We start from the raw sequence: 23,156 nt of genomic DNA on the forward strand, positions 1-23,156 counted from the left end.
TCTAAGTTTCCTTTTATTATTTGAACTTGTAGCGAACAAAGGCCTCGATAGCTGCATAGTCCGCCATTCCAAGAGCTTTGTAATGTTGTGCTGTATTCTTGTTTCGTTCTTCGGCACGCATCCAAAATTCCCGTGAGTCGTTGCCTTGGAACATCACCCCGTCTTTCTGGGATTGATGGCAGAAAATGGCAAGTCGCTTTCTCAATACCTGCCCTGGACTCATAGGTACAGCCATTTCAATTTCGTTGATGTCCCATTCATGCCAAGCCCCTCTGTACAACCACAACCAGCAATCGTCCATAAAGGGTTCATCCTTTAGCTCTTCTACGGCAGCAAAGACAGCATCCAAGCATACCTTGTGTGTTCCATGCGGGTCGGCGAGGTCTCCGGCCGCATAAATTTGATGCGGTTGAACTTCTTTGATAATATCGACCATGATTCTCACATCGGCGTCCGAAAGATCTTTCTTCTTAATGGCACCGGTTTCATAGAAGGGTAGATCCAGAAAGTGTACGTTGGCATCATCCAACCCAAAGTATCTGGTGGCGGCGTAGGATTCGCCCCTTCGGATATTTCCTTTTAGTTTGCGAACCTCAACAGGGTCAAAGTCAGCTTCTTTTTTGGATTTGATGGCGTCGATGATTTTTTGAGCTTCGGGAGTGACTTGAATGGAGTTTGCGGTTTCAGCGAATTTAAGTGCCTCGGTATCCGATACGGCAATATTTCCAGAAGTTTGATACGCCACATGCACGTCATGACCCTGTTCCACAAGACGGTCAAAAGTTCCACCCATTGAGATGACATCATCATCTGGGTGCGGACTAAATATAATGACCCGTTTCTTGACCGGGAGGGCCCTTTCCGGTCTGTTGGTATCGTCAGCTTTGGGTTTGCCACCTGGCCATCCGGTGATGGTATGTTGTAACCTGTTGAACATTTTTATGTTCAGCTCGTAGGAATCCTGTTGGGTCAATAGCCCCGACATGCCGTTGTCATTATAATCTTTATCCGTTAGGCTTAATATGGATTTTTCCACTTTTCCACAGAGCCATACAATGGCTTTGGCCGTTAGTTTTTCTGTCCATTCCAAGGATTCGTCTACCAACCAAGGGGTCTTGTTCCTGGTTAATTCGGTGGCAGCTCCTGTATCCAGTACAAAGGTGCAATTTTTGTGTTCTTGCAGATAGGTTGCGGGAACGTGGGAAGAAATCTCACCCTCCACGGTCTTCTTGATGATATCTGCCTTATTTTGTCCCCATCCCAATAACACAATTCGTCTAGCGCTCATTACTGTGGCAATCCCCATGGTAATGGCCTTTCTTGGTACGTTATCGATTCCTAAGAAGGCGGGGGCAGCATCTACCCGTGTGATATGATCCAAGGTGATTACCCTAGTCGCGGAGTTAAAGTGGGATCCTGGTTCATTAAAACCAACATGTCCGGTTCGCCCGATCCCCAGCAACTGAAAATCCAACCCGCCGGCGTCCTTGATTTTCTTTTCATAAGCCAAGCAATGTTCAATAATTGCATCGCCGGTAACAGTGCCGTTGGGGATGTTCACATTTTCAGGTGCAATATCAATATGGTTGAACAGATGTTCATGCATAAAATAATGATAGCTCTGCCTGTTCTCCTTTTCCATGGGTAGATATTCGTCCAGGTTAAAGGTGGTCACATTGGCAAAGCTAAGTCCCTCCTCTTTGTGCATCCTGACCAATTCCTCGTAAACCCTTATTGGGGATGAACCTGTTGCCAGTCCCAGTACACAGGGTTTGCCCACAGCTTGTTTCTGACGAATTAAATCGGCAATCTCTTCGGCCACTATGGCGGAACCTTCCCTAGAGTTATCGAAGATAATGTTGTGGATTTTTTCAAAACGTGTTTCCTCAAACCGTCCAACGGGGATATAAGAGATGTCCATACTTTTCTTTTTTAATGTTACTGATTCCATGAAACCCAGATTTTCAATGTGTTGGTGTTACTGATTATTCCCATTTTTTAGTGGTTAAATCGCTAATTGACAGGGCAAAAATAGGAAATAAAATTGATTTTTGCTGTTTTTTGCTTTTTTTAATGCTGTTTTTTGCATTTAATAACAATTTATTAACTTTAAAACCGAATAAAACGGCAAAATTTGAAATTATATATCTTTGCAGCCTAGATTATGAATATGCTCAAGGAAGAACGACAGCGGACCATCTTGAATGAAGTTGCCTTGCACAACAAGGTGTTGTTAACTGACATAGCAGATATGTTGGATGTCTCCATTGATACCGTTCGACGCGATGTGAAGGAATTGGATACGGGCAACAAACTTCGCAAGGTTCATGGTGGTGCTGTGGCTTTGGGTTTTACAAATACCACGGTTAGGAACGATAATATCTATGCCCTTGATGAAAAGAAAAAAATAGCGGAAAAGGCGGTGAGTTTTTTGAAGGACGGTGGGGTAATTTTTATAGATGGAGGTACCACCTGTGTGGAGTTGGCTCGCAAGATACCTGAGACTATACAGCTTACCTGTTTTACCATGAGTCTCCCTGTGGCGTTGGAGCTTTTGTTGAAACCCAATATTAAGGTTATTTTAGTCGGCGGAGAGGTCTCTAAGGATGCTCAAATCTCTATGGGCGCAAGTACTATCCATCAACTATCAGAGATTCACGTGGATTATAGTTTTATAGGAACTGGATATGTGGATTCTGTTTATGGCCTCACGGAGTTCGATTGGGACATTGTACAGGTTAAAAAAGCAGTAATAAAGTCTTCCAAGAAGACCATATTATTGTCGATTTCAGAAAAACTAAACTCTCAGCACCGCTATAAAACATGCGATATTCATGCCATACATACTATGATCACTGAACTTGATCCGAGTCACAAACATTTAAACCTATTTAGAAATCAAGAGATTCACCTTTTATAATGAAAATGGATTATAAGAAGATTACCGAAAACCCTTCGAATTATGACAATTTGGAGCAAATGGATACCCAGAACATTTTGGAAAATATTAACCGGGAAGACCAAAAAGTTGCGGATGCAGTTGCTCAGGTAATTCCCCAAATTTCAGAACTTGTGAACGCCACCGCAGAGCGTTTTGAGCGGGGCGGGCGTCTTTTCTATATAGGCGCCGGTACAAGTGGTCGTTTAGGTATTTTGGATGCTTCTGAGATTCCACCAACCTATGGAATGCCGCATGATCGTGTAATCGGGTTGATCGCCGGCGGCGACAAGGCCATTCGAAAATCCGTGGAGTTTGCAGAAGATAGCACTATTCAGGCATGGGAAGACCTTAAAGAATTTGACATCAACCAAAATGATGTAGTTGTTGGAATAGCCGCTTCGGGAACTACTCCTTATGTTCTTGGGGGGATTGGCCAGGCAAAAGCAAATGGTTTGCTTACTGCTGGAATCACCAACAATCCAGGTTCCCCATTGGCCACCGAATCCGATATTCCAATAGAGGTAGCTGTAGGACCAGAATTTGTGACAGGTAGTACACGAATGAAGAGCGGAACTAGTCAGAAGTTGGTACTTAATATGATTTCCACAGCCCTGATGATCCGGATTGGTAGGGTAAAGGGAAATAAAATGGTGAACATGCAATTGAGTAACAATAAATTGATGGATAGGGGAACCCGCTTTTTGGTTGAAGAGTTGGAAATGGACTATGAAGAAGCGGAAAAAATCCTAAAAAAATACGGTTCTGTAAAAAAGGCTATTGAGGCCTTAAAGCCGTGAAGAACTTTGAAAAACGGCTAACTGGAGGGCACCCCAATTCGTTGGGCAATACCATTGAAGTGGTCAATGATGTACTACAGCACCACGAATATTTTGAAGAACTGTTTAATTGTTATTTTTCTGATGATGAGGTGGTTAGGCTAAGAGTTTCCAATGCAATGAAGCGAATTGCTAAAGAAGAAAAGCAACTTCTAGTACCTTATTTGAACCGTTTTTTGAATGAAATTTCCCAAATCGACCAGGCTTCAACCCAATGGACCCTGGCGCAATTGTTTTTGTTGTTGGAAGATGGGATGAATCAAGATCAAATGTCCAAGGCCAGGCTTTTACTGCAAAACAACCTTGCCAACCATAAAGACTGGATTGTACTTAGTCAAACCATGGAAACCTTGGGCCAATGGGCTAAAAAGGATGATAACCTAAATGCATGGTTGCGACCCCATTTGGTTAGACTTTCCAAGGATGCGAGGAAATCCGTTTCTAAAAAAGCAACGAAGACGTTGGAAATTCTCGAAAATTAAAGCTTATTGGGGTGTCAATTTATAGATTCCCTTTCCCTCAACGCCAACATAAATAAACCCATCTGGAGCTTGCCTAACATTGCGTACTCTTCCCATACTATCCAAGAGCTTTTCACGATAAACCACTTTGTCATTTTCTATCACTAGGCGTTCCAAATACTGAAAGGCCAGTGATCCTACCAGGAGATTTCCTTTCCATTTTGGATACTTGTCCGAGCTAACAAAGGTCATTCCGGATGGAGCGATGGAAGGTGTCCACTGATAAACTGGTTGCTCCATTCCTGTTTTGGAAGTTTCATTCGTTATTTTCGTTCCACTGTAGTTAATGCCATAGGTAATCACAGGCCAACCGTAGTTCTTGCCTGCTTGGATTTTATTGATTTCATCTCCGCCCCGTGGGCCATGTTCGTGTTCCCAAAGTTCACCGGTTTCCGGATGCAGGGCCAAGCCCTGGGGATTTCTATGTCCATAACTGAAAATGGCCTTTTTAGTGGTATCAGAGTCTGCGAATGGATTATCTGTTGGGATACTACCATCGTCATGTATTCTATAAGTTTTTCCCCCATCCCGAGCAATACTTTGGGGGTTATTATCCCGATTTCCCCTGTCGCCCACGGAAAAATAAAGAAACCCTTGTCGGTCAAATTCCAGCCGAGAACCAAAATGTTGGCCTTTTGTCGTATTGGGTTCAGCTTTGTAAAGAAGTTGTTTGTTAATTAGCTTGTTTCCTGAAAGTTTGGCCCTAAGAATAGCTGTGTTGCCCCCCTTGCCATCACCATCAGAGGAAGAATACGAAAAATAGATCCAGCCATTTTTGGGATAATCTGGGTGAAGTTCAATATCTAGAAAACCACCCTGACCTCTTCTATAAACCTCCGGTATATTTTCAATTTCAGTGGTTTTCCCATTGTTAAAATGTAGTAATTTTCCTTCTTTTTCAGTGATTAGAATTGTACCATCCGGAAGAAAAACCATCCCCCAAGGGTTTTGGATATCCTCAACCACTGCTTCTATAGTAAAATCAATGCTTTCGGGAATATTTATGCCCTTGTCAGAATTTTGGGCACAAGATGTAGTAAGCATTACAACGAAAAAATAGGGAAGAATGGCACTTTTTTTCATAATTTAACGTTGAAATTATAGATTTTATAGACGAACGACGGCTTTTGTAAGTCGAAAGATAAAGAGAATTATATAAGTTTAGAAAATTACAATCTAGAATATTAAGACCCCAAATCTGACGTATTCTTCCATAACAAGACTTAACCTATGCTCCCACAGAAAACAAGGCATTTGCTATATGCCGTGTTGTTGGTGTTTCTATCAATATTTGGTTCCACGGTACTAGCAAAAACAGAGGTTCATCGGGTACTTGAAAAGGTAGTCGCTGCGGTTTCTGGACCTCAGGATGCAAAGATTTCAAAATCTTCCGAAACGGAATTTGCGCGCAAAGAATCCCATTTTTCAACAACTGCCAGCAGCGCCATGTTCATGACCATTATTCAAGGTGCGAACGAGGAAGTGGTATGTCCGAACGACGGTAGTACCTTGGCCAAATTTTTCCTCTGCGGTACCAGTGATGTCAGAACGCTTAGCCTTAGTCAGTCTGGAGGCTCCTATGAATGGCAGCAATTGGACACCAATACCTGTGCTCCTACAGTGGTGGATGATTGTCCAACCATAAATGCGGCCTGTACTTGGAATACAGTTGGAACCAACTCCACTTACAGCTTGTCAACCTCAGGGGAGTTTAGAGTAAGGGTGGATTCGGGACAGTACTTCTACTTCAAGTCAACACTTAACCCCTTGGACCCGCAACTTATAAAAGAAGACATAGTATGTGGAAACCCCGGTAGAGTGGAGGTAACCAATGTTCCTGCAGGCTATGAGTACAGTATAGCCGGTCCCACAGGGCCTTTTCAGGACGACCCTTACTTTGATGTTACGACTGCAGGAAACTATATGGTTTGGGTGCGTCTTAAAAATGTTTCTGCCAGTGCCTGTGTTTTCCCATCAAATACGGTAAACGTTCAAGATTTGGACATTACCGTTGATGTGACGGCCAATGATATCCTGTGTAGCGGAGAGCTGGGAAGTATTGATGTGCAAGTAGCTGGAGTGCCTGGATTCTACACCTATCGCTTGATAAAAAATGGAGTTACCGTGGATACCTTTGGTCCAAATGGATCGGACTCCTACACCTTTGCTAACGTAAGTTCTGGAACCTATAGTATTCGTGTAGAGACCAATGACTGTTCGGAAACAATAACCACTACCACAGGCGGAGGAGCTATTGAAATAGGAAATGGAATTAGTCCTTTGGATGTTTCGGCCACTGCTTCCGAGAGTTTTGGCTGTGGAGCCTCTTCTGTTGATGTGGATTTGACCACATCGGGTGGAACGGCACCATATCGTTTTAGTGTTGATGGTGGAGCCTTTAGCGCACCTTATACCGGTTCAACCACCTTTACGGTGACTACGGCCGCTACTTATGCCATTTTGGTTGAGGATGCCAATGGTTGTCAACGAAGCGCATCTGTTAATGTACCAGATATACCACCGCCACTTTTCAATTTTGTAGAGGAAGATGCCAATTGTGGTGGTACCAATGACGGACGGATTACCATAAATGTGACCAATGGCTTTGGTTATGAAATCGAATACAGTATCAACAACGGGGCAAGCTACCAAATCAGTAATGTTTTCTCCAGTTTGGCACCTGGCACCTATGATATTGTCCTACGCTATGAGCAGGACACCTTTACCTGTACTACGGCTGCCCAAGTTGCAACTATTGGAACACCATCAAACATCAATGCAACGGCAACGCCGGACACCGTACCTACCTGTGCAGATGAAAATGGAGGACAAATCACCATATCCGGTGTTTCTGGAGGTACGGCTCCCTACGAATATAGTGTAGGTGCAGGATTTGGAACTAATCCCGTATTCTCCAATTTAGGGGTAGGTACCTACACCCCTTTGGTCCGGGACGCGAATGGTTGTGTGCAGCCATTACCAGATGTTGTCTTCAATACCTTGGATAAACCTACAGATTTGGCTTTTACCATCTCCAGCTTGAATTGTATTACAACTACCGCCTCGGTGGGACTTGTGGTGACTGGAGGAAGTGGGCCCTATACCTACGAAATTATTGCCCCAGCGGCCAGTGCTATAAATAATGGTAACAATGCTACCTTCACAGGACTGGGATTGGGAACTTACACCTTCAGGGTTACGGACAATGAAGGTTGTTCCTACGATGAAAATTATGCCATTACAGATATTAGTTCCATTGGAGTACAGGCCCAGCAGACTAGAGTGGTCACCTGCGTTGGCGACTCTGATGGTGAAGGAAGGTACTTGGTGGACGGCTTTAATACTACCTACAGCTATAGTATTGATGGAGGTACTTTATTTACTGCCCAAAACAGCGGTATTATTCCAGTCACCGGTTTAGCTGCCGGAAACTATGTGATAACGGTAACGGATGAGGAAACAAGTTGTACCGATACAGCCACATTGACCATTGAAGAACCGTCAACAGCTTTTGCGGTCTCCAGCTTGGATGTTACCAATATGAGCTGTCAGAACGGAAATATTGGTGCAGTTCGAGTGAATACTGTTGGTGGATGGGGAGGAAACCGATATACCCTGACCCAACCAGATGCTTCAACAAGGGGACCTCAAAACAGCAGTGTTTTTTCTAACCTTTCTCAGGATGGATTGTATCAAGTGAGTGTAACTGATGCCAACGGTTGTACGGTGACGGATAGTTTTACCCTGACATCGTTACAAGCTCCTTCATTGGCATTGGATTTAGGTGCTTCGGATTTATGTTATGATAATTTTACTGCAGCCACTTTAGTGGTCAACGCTACCTTGGGAGCAGCCCCTTACCAATACAGAATAAATGGAGGTGCACTTGGTGTAAGCAATACCTTTTCGGGACTTACCCCCGGTACCTACACGATCGAAGTTGTGGACGCAAATGACTGTAGGGACACGGTCACTCAAACCATAGAGCCACAGGTGGTGGCCAATGCTACGACCATCCAAGAACTGGATTGTGCTGGCCCACCGGCACAAATTCAGGTGAACATTAGTAACGGATATACCTCTGGAGGTGATTATGATATTTATGAGGTGAGCATAAATGGTGCCCCTTATACTTCCGACAACAATAATATTACAGGGAATTCCTTTGTGTATAACATACCTAATGATGGTTCCATTACTTCGGATACAACATACCAGTTTCTTGTTACAGATAGTCAAGGGTGCACTACCGAATCGAATGTAGTAACCATTACACCTCCTGAGACCATTGCCGGTTCTGTTGTTGGAACGGATACGCAATGTGGGGACAATACCAGTGGAATTGTTGAACTGATTCCAGATACTACCCAAGGTGTTCCTCCTTATGAGTTTAGTAACGATAACGGAGCTACCTTCACAACACAAAACATCTTTTCTGGATATGGACCGGGTACCCATGGTGGTTTTGTGATTCGGGATAGTAGGGGATGTGTGAGTCCTCCTTATGATGTAACGATAGGTGGCAGTGCGGCATTAGATGCAACTGCAACGCCCTCTCCCGCGGTTTGTTCAGCTGGTTCGGTTCTTGGTTCCATATCAACCACCATCAACAACGGAATTGCTCCATTTGATTATGTACTATTGGATGTTGCCGGTAACTTGGTGGCCTCGTCAACGGGAACAGGAAGTACAACGGTAAATTTTCCAAACCTTCCGGTTGGAAATTACACCGTGGTAACCACGGATTCCCAAGGATGTGAAGATAGGGATGAAGTGGTAATTGATCAGAATACCTTGGATTTAACACCATTGGACCCACCACCAGCCCTATGTACGGATAGCTTTATTTCTTATCGGGTTCAAGCTTCAGGTGGTACCGCACCTTACGAGTTTAGATTGGTAGGAGACCCTACATTCACACCTGCCAACGTTAACGGAGTTGATATCCATGACTTTTCTGCTGTTGTAACCTTTGGAGTGACATATTTTGTAGAAGTCAGAGATAACTTAGGGTGTACCTATATTGAAGAAATCTTGCCGATAACTGCACCAAGTCCTGTTACAGTGACGGCAACGGCGACCACGGCTTCCTGTAATGTTGCAGGTAGCGGTGCAATAGATTATGAGGTCACTGGAATTGCAAGTCCTGCGGATTTGACCATTACCTTGGAGAATACAGATACCGGTGCCATCATTTCTGGCCCCACTTCTTCTACCAATGTTGCGATTCCCTATGCCGACACATTTACTGGTCTTGCACCGGGGAATTATCAAATTATAGTAAGAGACGATACCACGGGTTGTAGTGGAAGTACTCTCGTATTTATTGGCTTTAGTTCGCCATCTATAGTAATTGATAACAACGTACAGGCCACTTGTAATGCAGGCGCATTTATTACAGTTAGGGGTATTGGCTCGGCCACTCCTTTCAATTATGCCTATGTGCCTTCTGGAGATCCGGTCCCAACTGTGTTTGGAGCGGATACCACATTTGAAATTGGAGGTCCCTATCCGTCCAATTACGATTTTTATGTACAAGACGCCAATGGGTGCACAGCCATGGTTACCGGAACAGTAACGCAAGAAGCTGGTGTGCCGAATCCAACCATTGATGTTACGAACCAATGTACAGCTACCAGTGGTTATCAGATTGATGTGACTTCTCCATTATCAACAGGCTCTGGTTTGCCGCACGAGACATTTATGTATGATATAGGAAGTGGTTTCCAAACCGGAGTTAACTTCGTGGTTCCCAATCCGGGTAGTTATGTAATTACTGTTAGGGATGGTAACGGATGTATCAATACGGTTACCGCCGAAGTATTTGATTTCTTCGCAATTTCCGCCGATGCAACATCATTTCCTACCTGTAATGCTGGTGATGGGGAAATCACAGTTAACACCACAGGGGGTAGTGGTAATTTTGAATACCAGCTTAGGGACGCCGGAACATTGGCCAATATTGGCCCGGCACAAAGTTCCAATATCTTCAGCAGTGTTTTACCAGGAGACTACAACATTTTGGTTACGGACTTAAATTCCAATACCACGCCACTTTGTTCGGACGAAGCCATTGTTAATGTTTCGACAGTGAACACTCCGGTGATTACCGCCACACCAAGTACGGATATCACCTGTAATGGAGCCAATAATGGTACAATTTCGGTTGAGTTGCAACCGGGGAGCGATACAGATACACCATTGAGCTATATACTTTATGATGGTGCCAGCTCTACGATTATGGCCGGCCCTCAAGGCTCCCCAGTTTTCGATAACTTGGGTCAGGATACCTATCAAGTGGAAGTGGTTTCGGATAGAGGTTGTTCGGACCGCTCAGGCAATATCATCATCTTGGAACCCACGGTATTGCAAGTGGATGCCATTAATACCGATTTTAGTTGTAATCCATCCAGCAATCAGTTTAGTACTGCAACGATTACCATATTTACCGATACCAATGGCGATGGTTCCGGTACGGCAACAGGAACAGGTCCATATACTTATAGTTTGAACGATGGTACTCCGCAATTTGATGGGACAAACTTTCAGACCAGTAATACATTTGAGGTGATCGATAATGGTACAAACCAAACCTTTATCCTTACTGCAAGGGACCAAAATGGATGTGAGGAATCCACAACAGTTAGTATAAATACACCAACTGACATTACCTTCAGCTACAATGTGGGACAAATCACATGTGATGCTTCAGGAACGGGGGTAAGTCCAGGTACCATCGAAATTATTGTGAATGAAGGACCGGGCAATTATGAGGTGGAGATTTTGCCTCTTGGATCGGAACCGGCTAGGAACTCAGGTGGAACGGATAGGGTAACTTGGGATATAGCTACTCCTGGAGATTATATTTTTGCCGTTACCGATGTTGGTAGTGGTGGATGTTCATATCTCACGGCAACCATCAATATGCCGGAATATAACACTATTGAAGCTGTAATTGCAGAGGTAAGACCTGTGACTTGTTTTAACGGGAATGATGGTGAGATAAGTCTGGTCATAAATAATTACAGCGGTACGTATAACTACGAAGTATTCTCTAGGGATAATTCTGGGGTTGAGACCACAACTGGGGTCACAGGTAGTTTCGATACCAACGCACCGATCAACAGTCCTGAAATCATAACGGGCTTGCCCGCTGGTAACCTTGTTGTGCATGTAGAGGCAACCGCTTCCCCATTCTGTGATGTGGTCAGTAATGTAACCACGGTACGGTCCCCGGACAGACCACTTTCTGTGACCGCTGTTCAAACCACGGAAGTTACCTGTAATGTTCCCGGCTTTGGGGAAATTACCGCTACCGGAGATGGAGGTTGGGGTACCTATGAGTATCAACTGATTGCACCAGATGGTACAACAGTTCTTGTGGATTACCCCAATACGAATCCAATTTTCCAGAATTTGTCAACCGGAACCTATACGGTCAATATAAGGGACCTAAGGGGCTGTGAGGAAACAACGAATGTCAACTTACCCTTGCCTACCCCGATCACCGCAGATATCCAGGTAGTACAACCCTTGCGATGTAATAATGACAATGATGGAATTATAGAGGCCTATGGTATGGCTGGCGGTCAGGGAGCGGGCAACTACTTGTACCAATTGAACAGGATTACCGATGGAACAAATAGTGGTCTTCAGACCACCCCAAATTTTGCAAACCTATCAGCAGGAGAATATACCATTACTATTTTTGATGGTTGGAACTGTAGCTTTACCACAATTCCGATTACAGTTCAAGATCCGGAGATTGTTATAGCTGAATTGGTGGAATTGCAGCCTCCTGGTTGTGGGGATTTGGGTAGAATGCAACTTACCGTAACCAATCCAGAAGTAGGCGTGGATTATTTCTATAGAAGGGCTGGGACAGCTGACCCGTTTACACCCTTTGGAGCTGGATTGACCAGCGTTGAAATAACGGCAGATATAACTTTGGACCCTGGACCATTTCAATATGACGTTCAGAATTCCAATGGTTGCCCGTTCGAAAAATCAAACCAGATTTCCTTGGATCCCGCGGCACCTTTGGTCATAGCATTGGATTTGACCAACGCTACCATTAACTGTGCGGGTGAGGCTACAGGCATAATTCGTTCGGAGGCTTTTGGTGGAATCGGAAGCTATGTGTATACTTTGTTGAATTCCAACACACCTCCCAATCCTACTCCAGCAACCACGGTGAGAACTGCGCAGAGTTCTGGTATTTTTAGGGATCTTCCGCCTGGAACATATTATGTGTATGCCCAAAGTGGAGGTTGTGAGGCCATTTCAGACCCTATTATCATAGAACCTAAACCGCCTTTGGTATTGGAATACTTGGAAGCTGTACCTGTTTCATGTTTCGGGGATACCGATGGTCAAATTATTATTGAGGCCAGTGGTGGAACCGGCGACATCAGATATTCGATTTCTGATACCTTAAGTGAATTCTTTGAAGGTGATGATCCATCCAACCCCAACAGAAAAACCTTTGACGATTTATCTCCAAGAACCTACGATGTAATCATCCAGGACGATTTGGGATGTACGATAACCAGAACAGTGGAGATTACACAACCAATGGAGTTGTTGGCTGGTGTAGCCTCTACAACCCCGGAGATATGTCTGGGGGATATGGACGGAACCTTGACTTTGGAAGTTACTGGAGGTACTGCGCCATACTATACAAGCGTAAACTCAGCCGATGATGCCGATTTTGTACAGAACGACACCTTATTCTTTGATAATCTTCAAGGTGGAGAAACCTATGTGATTTTTGTGCGGGATTCCAACGGATGTCAAACCAACGTAGTGGCCGATATCGGAATTGGAATAGAATTGATGGCCGAACCTATCGTGGAGTATGGATGTGAGGGCATATTCCCAAATAGCACGGCAACGGTTTCCATTCCGGACAGCTCTGTATTGAACGATTTGTTGTTCTCCTTGGATGAGGACGATATTCTATTGGCAACCGAGCAGCGAACCTTTGGAGACCTGTCTCCTGGGGAACACACGGTATATATCTATCATAAAAATGGATGTGTAACCTTTGTGGAGTTCGAAATTGATGCCTATGATCCATTGACTTTGGAAGTGGAGAAAATCGGACCAAATGAAATCAAAGCGATTGCTTCAGGTGGTTTTGGTGGATACGAATACTTCTTCCAAGGCGAATCTTATGGAGAAGAAAATACCTTTAGTATTAATTTCGACGCCAATGTTAGTGTAATGGTGCGGGATAGAAATGGATGTGTGGCCAATTTGGTAATGCCATTCAACTTTGAGGGCATGCCAGAGATCCCACCTTTCTTTACACCAGATGGCGACGGATTGAACGACGATTGGTTTCCTAGAAACAGAGAGTTCTTCCCAAATATTGATGTAATTATTTATGATCGCTATGGACGGGTAGTGGCCAGATTGGATCAGGTGAAGAAATGGGATGGAACCTATGAAGGCTATCCACTTCCCACAGGTGATTATTGGTATGTTGTCAACGCAAACGACAATGAAAACCAGCAGTATGTAGGGCATTTCACACTGTATAGATAGGTCCTAATGGTTTTTTGGCTATATTTACTTTGAAACTTTGTTTCACAGCTTATTTATTTGGATTGCGACAACCTAACCAAAATTTGTAATCGATAAATGAGCTGTTATAAAATAGGAAGCGGGGCAATTTATTATTGTGGTTTGTTAGATTTGCTATGTTTCTAAAGTTTAACAAGGGTGAACCAAATCTTTAACAACCGATTACATGGATAAATCAAAATCTTTCCAAACCCCATCTTTTTTAACCTACGAATCAAAAAGTTTGGACTATTCCATTTTTCAGCTCAATCTTTTTCTTAACGGCTATGATGAGGTTTCCAAACCTTATAAAATTGATTACAACACTTTGTTAATGAGTTATCATCTAAGTCCAGGTAGAAGTTTAGATGAGTTTTGCCAAGATCAAACTATTGGCTACTTTTTACTCAACCCCACCTATGACTCAGCAGAAGCTAGAGAAGCATTTTGCTTGGAAATCAGGGAGTTTTTGACCGGACTTTGATACTCCAGAAATTTTCTTTCAAGTTTTTCGTAATCTGAAGATAAATTGACTAAAATTTATATTTTTGCATTCCGATTTTGGGAGAGGTCATTTGGTATTGTTGATGTTCTACGATAAGACCTTGTGTATTGAAATTCTCGACTGAAGGTGGAACACGGGATGTGGCGCAGTCTGGTAGCGTACACGCATGGGGTGCGTGTGGTCGCTGGTTCGAATCCAGTCATCCCGACTTTTAACATTTTTTAACAACTAAACTCTGGTAACCCCTTGATTACCAGAGTTTTTTTTGTTTTAAGTATTCCATGTAAATTAGTTGATTTTGTACTAAAATGACTTGTAAAGGTTACCTATTCGGTTACCTAATTTTAAAGCACTTCTGCAAGTCCAATGTTTACGGGTGTTTTAAGACTAAGTTCGAATCGAGTAGCGATGAATAACAAAAATCTAAACTGACTAATAAGTCCCAAAAAAGGTTGATTTTAGTGGACTACTCGCCAAGAACATCCTGCATATATTTTTTGATATTGGGGTCCCCATAGATTTTCCCAATCATTTCCTTATACAACTCAGTAAATCGCTTGTTTTTGGAAAGATTACCAAAAAGTGATTCTTGCTCTAGAAATGCCAAAGGTTCTGTGGCGGTTTTTCTGGCTGCTTCATGAAGTTGTACTGCCATAGCATCAATTATTTCAGTAGGCCTTCCATCCTTATTGATTCTTTTGTCAGAATAATAGCACCATGCAGCAAGTATAAATGTGGCAAATTTAATGCTGCCATCTTGCTCTAAATTTTCAATCAGTGTTGGAATCAAGAATTTTGGAAGTTTGGCCGAACTTTCTGAGCAGATTCTGCTAACGCTATCCTTAATATTGGGATTGCCGAAACGAATTTCTAAGTTATCTTTGTAGTCCTCCATATCGATTCCTTCTATGGAACCTAAAATAGGGGTAACTTCCTTATCCATAAAGCCTCTCATAAACTTTCTAAAGGTTTCATCGCGCATGCAGGAATCAATGGTAGGATGCCCATGTATTGCCCCTGTTATTCCCAAGACAGAATGCCCCGCATTCAACAATCGTATCTTCATTTTTTCATAGGGCGTCACATCAGGAACGAATTGTACCCCTAAATTTTCAAGTTGTGGTCTACCATTTGAAAAATTGTCTTCAACAACCCATTGGATGAAAGGCTCACATACTACGGGCCATTTATCCTGCAAATCATATTCATTTTTTAGATAGTCTATTATCTCCTTTGTAGTCACAGGAGTAATTCTGTCAACCATACTATTCGGAAAGCTGACTTCTTTTTCTATCCAACTAGCTAACTGAGGGTCTTGTTTTTTTGCGAAAGCCAATACCATTTTACGGGCGGCAGCACCATTGTGCTGAATATTATCGCAGGACATGATTGTAAATGGTGGGAATCCGTTGGCTCGTCTTTTTTTGAGTGCTGCGGTCAAATAGCCGTAAACCGTTTTGGGTTCATTCGGATTTCTCAGTTCATGTTGTATGTCAGGATTTTCAAAATCGAACTCTCCGGTTGATGGATTAAAATTATATCCTCCTTCGGTGATGGTCAACGATACAATTTTAGTGGTTTCACTTGCCAATTTATCGATAACGGCTTGAGGGTCATCGACCGCCAATAGAAACTCCGCAATAGAACCGATGATTTCATTTTCAATGTCCCCATTGGGGTGCTGGGTGACCAAGGTATAAAGACCATCCTGTTCTTTTAAGACATTGTACATGTTACGGTCTCCTTCCCGTAGACCCACACCACAGATTGCCCAATTATCAGCATCATCTTTTTGTAACAATAGATGAATGTAGTAGGCCTGATGCGAACGATGAAAACCACCAACCCCGATATGGACAATTCCTGTTGCTAATGATTTTCTGTCATATTCGGGACAGGAAATTCGATTTGAAAGATTGTCAAGATTTTTCTGATTTAACTCCATTTCTACTTTTCTACAGATTAAGATCCAATTTTCACCTTATTCCTTTTCATTGCCCAATACGCAGTAACGAAATAGGTAACCGTACAGACAAATCCATAGAAATAAAAGGTTTCCCGGTTGACGATATAGTCCTTTTCCGTAGCACTACCAAACAACACCTTTGCTGCCAATATTAAAGTAATTGACAAAGCAGTCACCGCTAGGACTTTTAATGCTTTTGTAAATAAAGAATTGTCCTTTGGTGGGGTTGGTTCTTCAGCAGCCAACTTTTCGTGGTACTCATCAACCAGTTCATTGAACTCTTTTTCCTTAGCTTCTGCTTCTGGATAGGTTTTTTTGGCACCATAACGACCCGCTAAAAATGTATATAAAATAGTAGTGAAAAACCATGTTGGAATAAATAGATAATAGAAAGACATGACATCTAAAAAGTTTAGACCAAAACCGAATACTAACCCCAATCCCCAAGAAGCAACAGCGGGTATGCTGGTTAGGTAGTCTTGATACTTTGACCAATAACGTGTATATCCGATTCTGGGAAACACTTGATGTTCAGCAAACACAATAGCTCCGACAGGAACCACCAATAGGCCTGCATATGTCAGCAAGGGAAGTATCTGGGAGAACACAAAGGGAAAACAAGCAATGATAACCATAGCAATTCCCACTACCATGGTGGTCTTTCGACGGGAGAAACTGGAAAATATGGCTTGTGCCGCCAATCCTGCACGATACAGATTGGTGATGGCTGTTGTCCATCCCGCCACAATAACAATCACAAAACCTGACCATCCTAATGCATAGTAAGCCACATCACCGGGGTCAAGCTCCACAATGGTCTTTCCTAAAATCACAGCAGCTCCAGCTCCCATAATTCCAGCGGCAATCCAAGCAATATAATGACCAAATAGCATTCCCGTACTTGTTGCCAATCCGTAGGATTTCTTCTTTGCGAATCGCAATAAAGCCATATCAATTAAGCCAAAATGTGTAATGGTATTTGCAGCCCATCCAAAACCGATAACCTCGACCAATCCTATACCGCTTTCCCCATCACTATTTATGCCCGTCCATATGGATAGATTCCCAATATCCACAAATTCAGACCAGCTACCAGGAAGCGGTTTCTCCAAAACACTTAACGAAAGGGCAGGGAGCAACACCAATGCACCGCTGGTAAACATAGTAAATAGCCATGGTGCACATATCCCTGAAAAATCAGAAACGGCGTTAAAACCATAGATGGCTACATAGACCACAACCATACCGACCAAGAAAACAATTAATATGAACCAAAAGTTTGTGGGATACCAATTCAGCTGCGCAGGAATATCAAAGGCGAATCGCACAGCAGTTGCCGAGACCGTTACCATTGCCGCAGAAATAACCGTGAATATGAGCACATTGGCCCAATCGTACAAGTATGACATTTTCTTGCCTGCAATCTTTTTGAGATAGGTATAAAGGCTTAATCGGGTGTCAACGGCAATCGGAGAAGTAATCAAAGTCCAGCTTAATACGGCCAATATATTTCCAATGAGCAGACCTATGACTATATCCATGGTCTTGGCACCTAAGGCAACAAAAGTGGCTCCTATGACAAACTCGGTTGCTGCCACATGTTCGGCCGCATATAGCCCTGCAAAATGAGTCCAGTCGTGAAGTTTATGTTTTGGAACTGGCAGTTGTTCTTCCTGCATTTGTTCCAATTTCGAAAAGTTACTCGAATTCTTCATATCGTGTTTGGTGGTTTTATTTAGAGAACTGAAAGAGGCAAATTCTTAAACTTACCATGAAAGATAGAGAAATAAGGGCGACTTTGGAATGATAGTAAGGTTTTCACGAGATACTTTGCCAGAAAAACTTGGTCTTAACAGTCGCAAATTTTAAGCGACATTTTAAATTGAATTATAAAAGTTGATTTCAGACTATTTCACATAGCCTAATGTGATTTTAGTTATATTTAACGGCCGTTTTATTGGATTCAGCAGAAGAGTTAATTACAATTATTAACCCAGTCCCATTTCTCGTCTTTTTTATTAGTTTCGTTATTTAAAGTTTTATGGAACGCATAGGTGCTTCAATTTTTACAAGTATTGGCCCATTTTTGATGTTAAAAATGTATTCCATAATGCTGGTTGTAGCCAATTAATCACTAGTTTTATGAAAGCAAGAAAGTCAGCTCGAAAAGTTACCTATTCGGTTACCTATCTTGCGAAAGTCAACGCAAAATATTGATAGTGAGATGATTGTGCTTTTATTCATAGTGCTGTCATCCCGACTTTTAACATTTTTTAACAACTAAACTCTGGTAACCCCTTGATTGCCAGAGTTTTTTTTGTTTTTAGATTCCCATTAATAACAGCGGTTTTTGTGGAAGAATGACTTCCAAAGGTTACCTATTTTATAAGTGTTTTTGGAATCCCAATGTTTATCCGTCTTACGAGACTGGGTTGGAGGGCAGATACGATGAATAACAAAAATCTAAACTGACTAATAAGTCCCAAAAAGGTTCTTTTTGTGGGATTATCTATAGCTTATATAATAATACCATTGACATGTTACAATTCTCATGGGATATAAATCTTGAATTTTGCAGCCCATTTGGCAAATGTCAGATTCTAACATGGGAATCTTTTTTTTGACTGCTTTTACATCCACCCATGGAATTATCGTTACTTTGACTATAATATGGAAATTCCTATACATATTGATTTTATAGCCTTAGTTATACTGTTAGGGGTTTTTCTTGGCCTATTCGTGTCCTACTTCATCATTAAAAAATCACTACGCAACAATCTTCCCAACCTCTTTATGGGGCTTTTTATTCTCGCCATATCCTTGACGATGCTGGAAGGCTGGCTGAATTACACAGGGTATATTTTTAAGTTTTTATGGTTATCGAATTTTGCTGAGCCACTGAACTTTTTAATGGCGGGATTACTCTATTTATTTATCGACTCACAACTTGATGGCCATGGGAAAAAATATTATTGGGTGCATTTTATCCCTTCACTGTTCTGGTTTGGCATTTGTATGTTTTATTTCTTGCAACCGGATGCGGTGAAATTTAATGATAGTCTTGAGGTAATGGATATGGATTATCCCAGATTAGATGAAAACCAAACTTTTTCAGATGATCCCCTTGGCGTTCGCAATTATACAAATCTATTGACGGGCATTTATTTTGTAGTTTACATAATTCTTGGGTCACGTAAACTATTGCTTAAAACCAAATCTTCGGGAGAGTCAATTTTTGTGACGAAAAACAAAACCCTTAAGGCTATTCGTAATATCTCGTTGCATATCATAATCGTGACGATAATCTTTATTCTGGTAAAGAATACTTTTCATGACGACGTAGGTGACCATTTTATATATCTCTATGTTTCTTTTATGATATTTATGACCGCGATCCAAATCATGAATCAATCTACCTATTACAATGAGGTTTCTTCCTTTTTAGAAGTTCCATCGCTAAAATATATAAAGTCATCTTTAGAGGAATCTGAAAAAAATACCATTCTCGAGAACATTTTATCCCAAATGGAGAATGAAAAATACTTTAAAAGTAGTACGGCCTCATTGTCTGGGTTAGCGAAAGCCATTCATGAAACCCCGCATCATGTTTCACAGGTCATAAATGAGAAAATTGGTAAGTCTTTTTTCGAGCTTTTGGCAACCTATCGTGTCAAGGAAGCGCAGGCCATTTTAAAAACGGATTTGGGTAAAAAACTGACCATTGAAGAAGTTGCGGAACGTGTGGGCTACAACTCGAAGTCCGCCTTCAATTCCGCTTTTAAGAAAATTACTTCTAAGACTCCCTCCGCCTTTCGGAATTCGTAACTCACTGATATACAATATAAAAATGTGCTTTCCGATAAGGACGAACACCGTACTTATAGGCTAGGTCGTTGGAAGGGGGCGTTGTACAATAGCTTTGTTTCATAATCAAAGAACGAACAGTTATGTACACACAGGCTACACCTAAAAAACCAAGAAAGTATTTTATCGATTGGCTAAGAATCGGACTTATAATAAGCGTATTCTTCTTTCATGTTGGAATGATTTTTAGACCGGAACAATGGCACGTGAACAGTGCGGAATCATTTGAGTTTTTAGACCCTATAATGTGGTGGTTACATCTATGGCGCATGCCCCTATTGTTTCTGGTCTCTGGTATCGGAACATTCTACGCTATGGGCCATAGAACAACTTGGCAATATGTGAAAGAGCGATTAAGAAGACTGTATATCCCATTTACAGTCGGCTTTTTCACTTTAGTACCACTTATGGTCTATATAGAACGAATTGACCAATACGGCTCATTCTTGGATTTCATCCCCCATATGTTCGATGGAGGACCTTATCCAGTTGGAAATATCTCATGGCACCACTTATGGTTTATTCTGTACTTACTTTTGATATCCTTATTGATAGCGCCATTTTTAAACTATACCAAAAGTGGACATTACAATATGGTCAGGGGAAAATTGATAAACATTGCCTCAAGGAAAATGGGGTTGAATTGGCTGTTGCCCGTTCTTATCATTTCCCAGGTTATTTTGAGACAGTATTTTCCAAACAGCACCCATGCCCTTTATAATGATTGGGCTTACTTTTCCTATTACTTGTTATTCTTCTTGGGCGGATTTATCCTATTCACAAGTGACAAAGTAATTAGGGCTCTTACCAAGGATAGGCGATTGTACTTGTATCAAACAATCCTATTTACAGTATTGCTCTTTTCATTGCCATCGATTTTCGGAGAACCTTCCATAGTTCAGGATTACTCTCGAGGAATAACCGAAATGGTCATTTCATTGTCCTGCGGATTGACGGCAATCGGCTATTGTAAAAGATACTTTAACAAAGATCATGTATCACGAAAAGCATTGAATGAAGCCATTTATCCCTTTTACCTTTTGCATCAGCCTGCCTTGATTTTTGTAGGCTATGTCGTCTTACAATGGGATGTTTCTTATGGAATACAAGCAATTTTAATAACCCTAATATCATTGGTGTTCATTATAGGATGTTATTGGTTCATTCAAAAATTCAATGTTCTGAGAGTTGTTTTTGGAATGAAGCCAAAAAAGAAACAAGGTGTTCTAGCCAACGCACTCCCTAAATCCCCCGTATTTGACAAATAATTGGTTCAACCCTTAAAAAACAAAGATGAAACTATTCAGAAAAATTCGTCAGACTCTTATCAAAGAGGGAAACTTGAAACGATACCTGCTATATGCCTTTGGGGAAATTCTGTTGGTCATGATCGGGATAAGTTTGGCCTTTCAAGTCAATAACTGGAACGATAACCGAATAAAGGGCAATGCTGAGATTCGATATTATGAAAATGTACGTAATCAGATAGCGAACGATAGAGAATTGATTTTGGAGCAAATGAACATGAACAAGAGCTTTATGTTTCAATTTAATTACGCCAACGAAATTCTGGAAGATAATAATAGAAGCAAGATGGACACTCTGGGGCTTATTGTTCGCAAACTGACCCAATATACCGATTTTGACCGTCAGGGGAATATTTATGAGACCTTGGTAAACAGTGGAGAGATCAAATTCTTACGTAATCACGATATCATTAATGGGATTCGACTCCTAGAGGAAAAATACCTGTATATCAATCGAATGGAGAACATTCATTATGATGCTATGATGAATTATGTAGTGCCAGGTATAACTCCCCTTTTAAAATTTTCGGACGGGAAAATTCAGAGCCCTGATGAATTGTACACTTATAAATTTCAAAATCTAGTACTCGCTCTGCTACAAATCATGGAAGAAAAGGACAAGGTATATCAAGAAGCTTTGAACGAAATTGAAGTGATTACAGCTGAAATAAGCGAAGAACTTCTATCCTGAATTTTAACATAACACATTTTAAATATTAATAAATCAATTGAAAACAATCAAAATGAGAACAGTTACAATGAAAACAAGTAAAAATCAAATGAAAATTACAATGATGGCAATAATGTCCATCTTATTTATCTCATCATGTAATAACGACGATGACAATGGTAATTCGCAACCGAATGCAAGTAGGAATGAACCACAGCAGGTAAGTATCGATTTGGGCACACACAAATTAGAAACTTATAGCCAAATCAATGATGCAGAATATCTTGTTGTATTTGAATCTGGACTTGGTTATGGTGCTTTCGAGTGGTTCACAACAGGAATTGTAGACGAAATTGGAGATTTATCTGATGTATTGCTTTATGATAGAGCAGGTTATAACAATTCCGAAATAGGTCCAGGGCCAAGAGATATTGAGACTTTAACCTCCGATTTAGAAATGGTCGTGGAGCCCTATTTAAATGGAAGAAAAGTGATACTCGTTTGTCATTCTCTTGGAGGACTAATTGCTAGAGATTATGCAATCAAAAATCCAGATAAAGTAGCATCAATCCTTTTTATTGATCCAACACATGAATCTTTTCACAATCTTAATCAAGCTAAAGAAGATTTCGTCTATGAAATTTATGTAGGTCTTTTTGGAACGGAAAATCATGGAGCACCAATGGAAGCCAGAGAATTAATAGAAGATGATACATATGCCACAACCTTAACAGATTTGCCGAACATACCCATAACGGTGCTTACAAGTATGAAACAGGATCAGAATAATAACGATACCGATGAACTTCATGAAGGTACTAGACAAACTTGGTATGATGCACACGAAGAATTAGGTTTTGGTATCTCTGACTTTACTCATATTAGTACGGTAGACTCAGGACATGGTATAAATTTCGAGGAGCCAGGTCTAGTAATAGAACACATCAAAATATTATTATCAAAGTAGAATTGACAATTA

General features: G+C 41.5%; 13 protein-coding genes and 1 tRNA gene. 10 read left to right on the forward strand and 4 right to left on the reverse strand.

Translation table 11 applies throughout. The features are described from left to right. Positions 1-16: 16 nt before the first annotated feature. Positions 17-1,951, reverse strand: coding sequence for a glucosamine-6-phosphate deaminase (gene nagB / locus BUC10_RS01310; protein ID WP_073176115.1), 1,935 nt, complete (start codon positions 1,949-1,951; stop codon positions 17-19). A gap of 219 nt (positions 1,952-2,170) precedes the next feature. Here nagB and BUC10_RS01315 point away from each other — a divergent pair, with 219 nt between their 5' ends. From BUC10_RS01315 to BUC10_RS01325, 3 genes are read left to right on the forward strand one after another with little or no spacing between them, the layout of a single operon-like run. Continuing rightward, positions 2,171-2,920 (forward strand): DeoR/GlpR family DNA-binding transcription regulator, encoded by a 750-nt coding sequence (locus tag BUC10_RS01315; protein WP_073177042.1) that lies wholly within the window; start codon positions 2,171-2,173, stop codon positions 2,918-2,920. A 5-nt stretch (positions 2,921-2,925) separates the two neighbouring features. Then, positions 2,926-3,738 carry an N-acetylmuramic acid 6-phosphate etherase gene (gene murQ / locus BUC10_RS01320; RefSeq protein ID WP_073177040.1) on the forward strand — a complete coding sequence of 271 codons (813 nt, stop codon included), beginning with the start codon at positions 2,926-2,928 and terminating at the stop codon, positions 3,736-3,738. Then, positions 3,735-4,259 (forward strand): hypothetical protein, encoded by a 525-nt coding sequence (locus BUC10_RS01325; RefSeq protein ID WP_073176116.1) that lies wholly within the window; start codon positions 3,735-3,737, stop codon positions 4,257-4,259. Before murQ ends, BUC10_RS01325 begins: the two co-directional genes overlap by 4 nt. Positions 4,260-4,262: 3 nt before the next feature. On the opposite strand, the gene BUC10_RS01330 is transcribed toward BUC10_RS01325, so the two are convergent. Next, positions 4,263-5,381 carry a PQQ-dependent sugar dehydrogenase gene (locus BUC10_RS01330; RefSeq protein ID WP_073176117.1) on the reverse strand — a complete coding sequence of 373 codons (1,119 nt, stop codon included), beginning with the start codon at positions 5,379-5,381 and terminating at the stop codon, positions 4,263-4,265. Positions 5,382-5,528: 147 nt separating this feature from the next. Between BUC10_RS01330 and BUC10_RS01335 the strand changes: the two genes are divergently transcribed. The 3 genes from BUC10_RS01335 to BUC10_RS01345 all read left to right on the forward strand — a co-directional run bounded on the left by BUC10_RS01335 (position 5,529) and on the right by BUC10_RS01345 (position 14,578). Next, positions 5,529-13,847, forward strand: coding sequence for a T9SS type B sorting domain-containing protein (locus BUC10_RS01335; RefSeq protein WP_073176118.1), 8,319 nt, complete (start codon positions 5,529-5,531; stop codon positions 13,845-13,847). 205 nt (positions 13,848-14,052) lie between these two features. Next, the gene (locus BUC10_RS01340) at positions 14,053-14,349 is read left to right on the forward strand and encodes a hypothetical protein (protein ID WP_073176119.1); all 297 of its coding nucleotides are present in this window, start codon (positions 14,053-14,055) and stop codon (positions 14,347-14,349) included. A 155-nt stretch (positions 14,350-14,504) separates the two neighbouring features. Then, a tRNA-Pro gene (locus BUC10_RS01345) sits at positions 14,505-14,578 on the forward strand. A 258-nt stretch (positions 14,579-14,836) separates the two neighbouring features. On the opposite strand, the gene BUC10_RS01350 is transcribed toward BUC10_RS01345, so the two are convergent. Together BUC10_RS01350 and BUC10_RS01355 are read right to left on the reverse strand one after the other, a co-directional pair. Then, positions 14,837-16,315: a mannitol dehydrogenase family protein gene (locus BUC10_RS01350; protein ID WP_073176120.1), complete on the reverse strand. Its 1,479-nt coding sequence runs from the start codon at positions 16,313-16,315 to the stop codon at positions 14,837-14,839. Between the two features lie 17 nt (positions 16,316-16,332). After that, a complete protein-coding gene (locus BUC10_RS01355; RefSeq protein WP_073176121.1) occupies positions 16,333-18,051 on the reverse strand; it encodes a purine-cytosine permease family protein in 1,719 nt (572 codons plus the stop codon). Between the two features lie 955 nt (positions 18,052-19,006). Between BUC10_RS01355 and BUC10_RS01360 the strand changes: the two genes are divergently transcribed. From BUC10_RS01360 to BUC10_RS01375, 4 genes are all read left to right on the forward strand, one after another. Next, positions 19,007-20,161 carry a helix-turn-helix domain-containing protein gene (locus tag BUC10_RS01360; RefSeq protein ID WP_073176122.1) on the forward strand — a complete coding sequence of 385 codons (1,155 nt, stop codon included), beginning with the start codon at positions 19,007-19,009 and terminating at the stop codon, positions 20,159-20,161. A gap of 122 nt (positions 20,162-20,283) precedes the next feature. Then, positions 20,284-21,468: an acyltransferase family protein gene (locus BUC10_RS01365; RefSeq protein WP_073176123.1), complete on the forward strand. Its 1,185-nt coding sequence runs from the start codon at positions 20,284-20,286 to the stop codon at positions 21,466-21,468. A 25-nt stretch (positions 21,469-21,493) separates the two neighbouring features. Further along, entirely contained in the window at positions 21,494-22,198 is a 705-nt protein-coding gene (locus BUC10_RS01370) for a DUF6090 family protein (RefSeq protein ID WP_073176124.1), read from the forward strand. 52 nt (positions 22,199-22,250) lie between these two features. Then, on the forward strand, positions 22,251-23,144 hold the full coding sequence (locus BUC10_RS01375; protein WP_084732496.1) for an alpha/beta fold hydrolase: 894 nt from the start codon (positions 22,251-22,253) through the stop codon (positions 23,142-23,144). Positions 23,145-23,156: the final 12 nt, after the last annotated feature.

Source organism: Flagellimonas flava, from assembly GCF_900129665.1.
Classification (GTDB): domain Bacteria; phylum Bacteroidota; class Bacteroidia; order Flavobacteriales; family Flavobacteriaceae; genus Flagellimonas; species Flagellimonas flava.

Excerpts from the sequence above, each read along its gene's own strand:
- BUC10_RS01335 (WP_073176118.1), top strand. The coding sequence starts at position 5,529 with ATGCTCCCACAGAAAACAAGGCATTTGCTATATGCCGTGTTGTTGGTG.
- nagB (WP_073176115.1), bottom strand. The coding sequence starts at position 1,951 with ATGGAATCAGTAACATTAAAAAAGAAAAGTATGGACATCTCTTATATC.
- BUC10_RS01375 (WP_084732496.1), top strand. The coding sequence starts at position 22,251 with ATGAGAACAGTTACAATGAAAACAAGTAAAAATCAAATGAAAATTACA.
- BUC10_RS01330 (WP_073176117.1), bottom strand. The coding sequence starts at position 5,381 with ATGAAAAAAAGTGCCATTCTTCCCTATTTTTTCGTTGTAATGCTTACT.
- murQ (WP_073177040.1), top strand. The coding sequence starts at position 2,926 with ATGGATTATAAGAAGATTACCGAAAACCCTTCGAATTATGACAATTTG.
- BUC10_RS01365 (WP_073176123.1), top strand. The coding sequence starts at position 20,284 with ATGTACACACAGGCTACACCTAAAAAACCAAGAAAGTATTTTATCGAT.
- BUC10_RS01350 (WP_073176120.1), bottom strand. The coding sequence starts at position 16,315 with ATGGAGTTAAATCAGAAAAATCTTGACAATCTTTCAAATCGAATTTCC.
- BUC10_RS01370 (WP_073176124.1), top strand. The coding sequence starts at position 21,494 with ATGAAACTATTCAGAAAAATTCGTCAGACTCTTATCAAAGAGGGAAAC.
- BUC10_RS01315 (WP_073177042.1), top strand. The coding sequence starts at position 2,171 with ATGCTCAAGGAAGAACGACAGCGGACCATCTTGAATGAAGTTGCCTTG.
- BUC10_RS01360 (WP_073176122.1), top strand. The coding sequence starts at position 19,007 with ATGGAAATTCCTATACATATTGATTTTATAGCCTTAGTTATACTGTTA.
- BUC10_RS01355 (WP_073176121.1), bottom strand. The coding sequence starts at position 18,051 with ATGAAGAATTCGAGTAACTTTTCGAAATTGGAACAAATGCAGGAAGAA.
- BUC10_RS01340 (WP_073176119.1), top strand. The coding sequence starts at position 14,053 with ATGGATAAATCAAAATCTTTCCAAACCCCATCTTTTTTAACCTACGAA.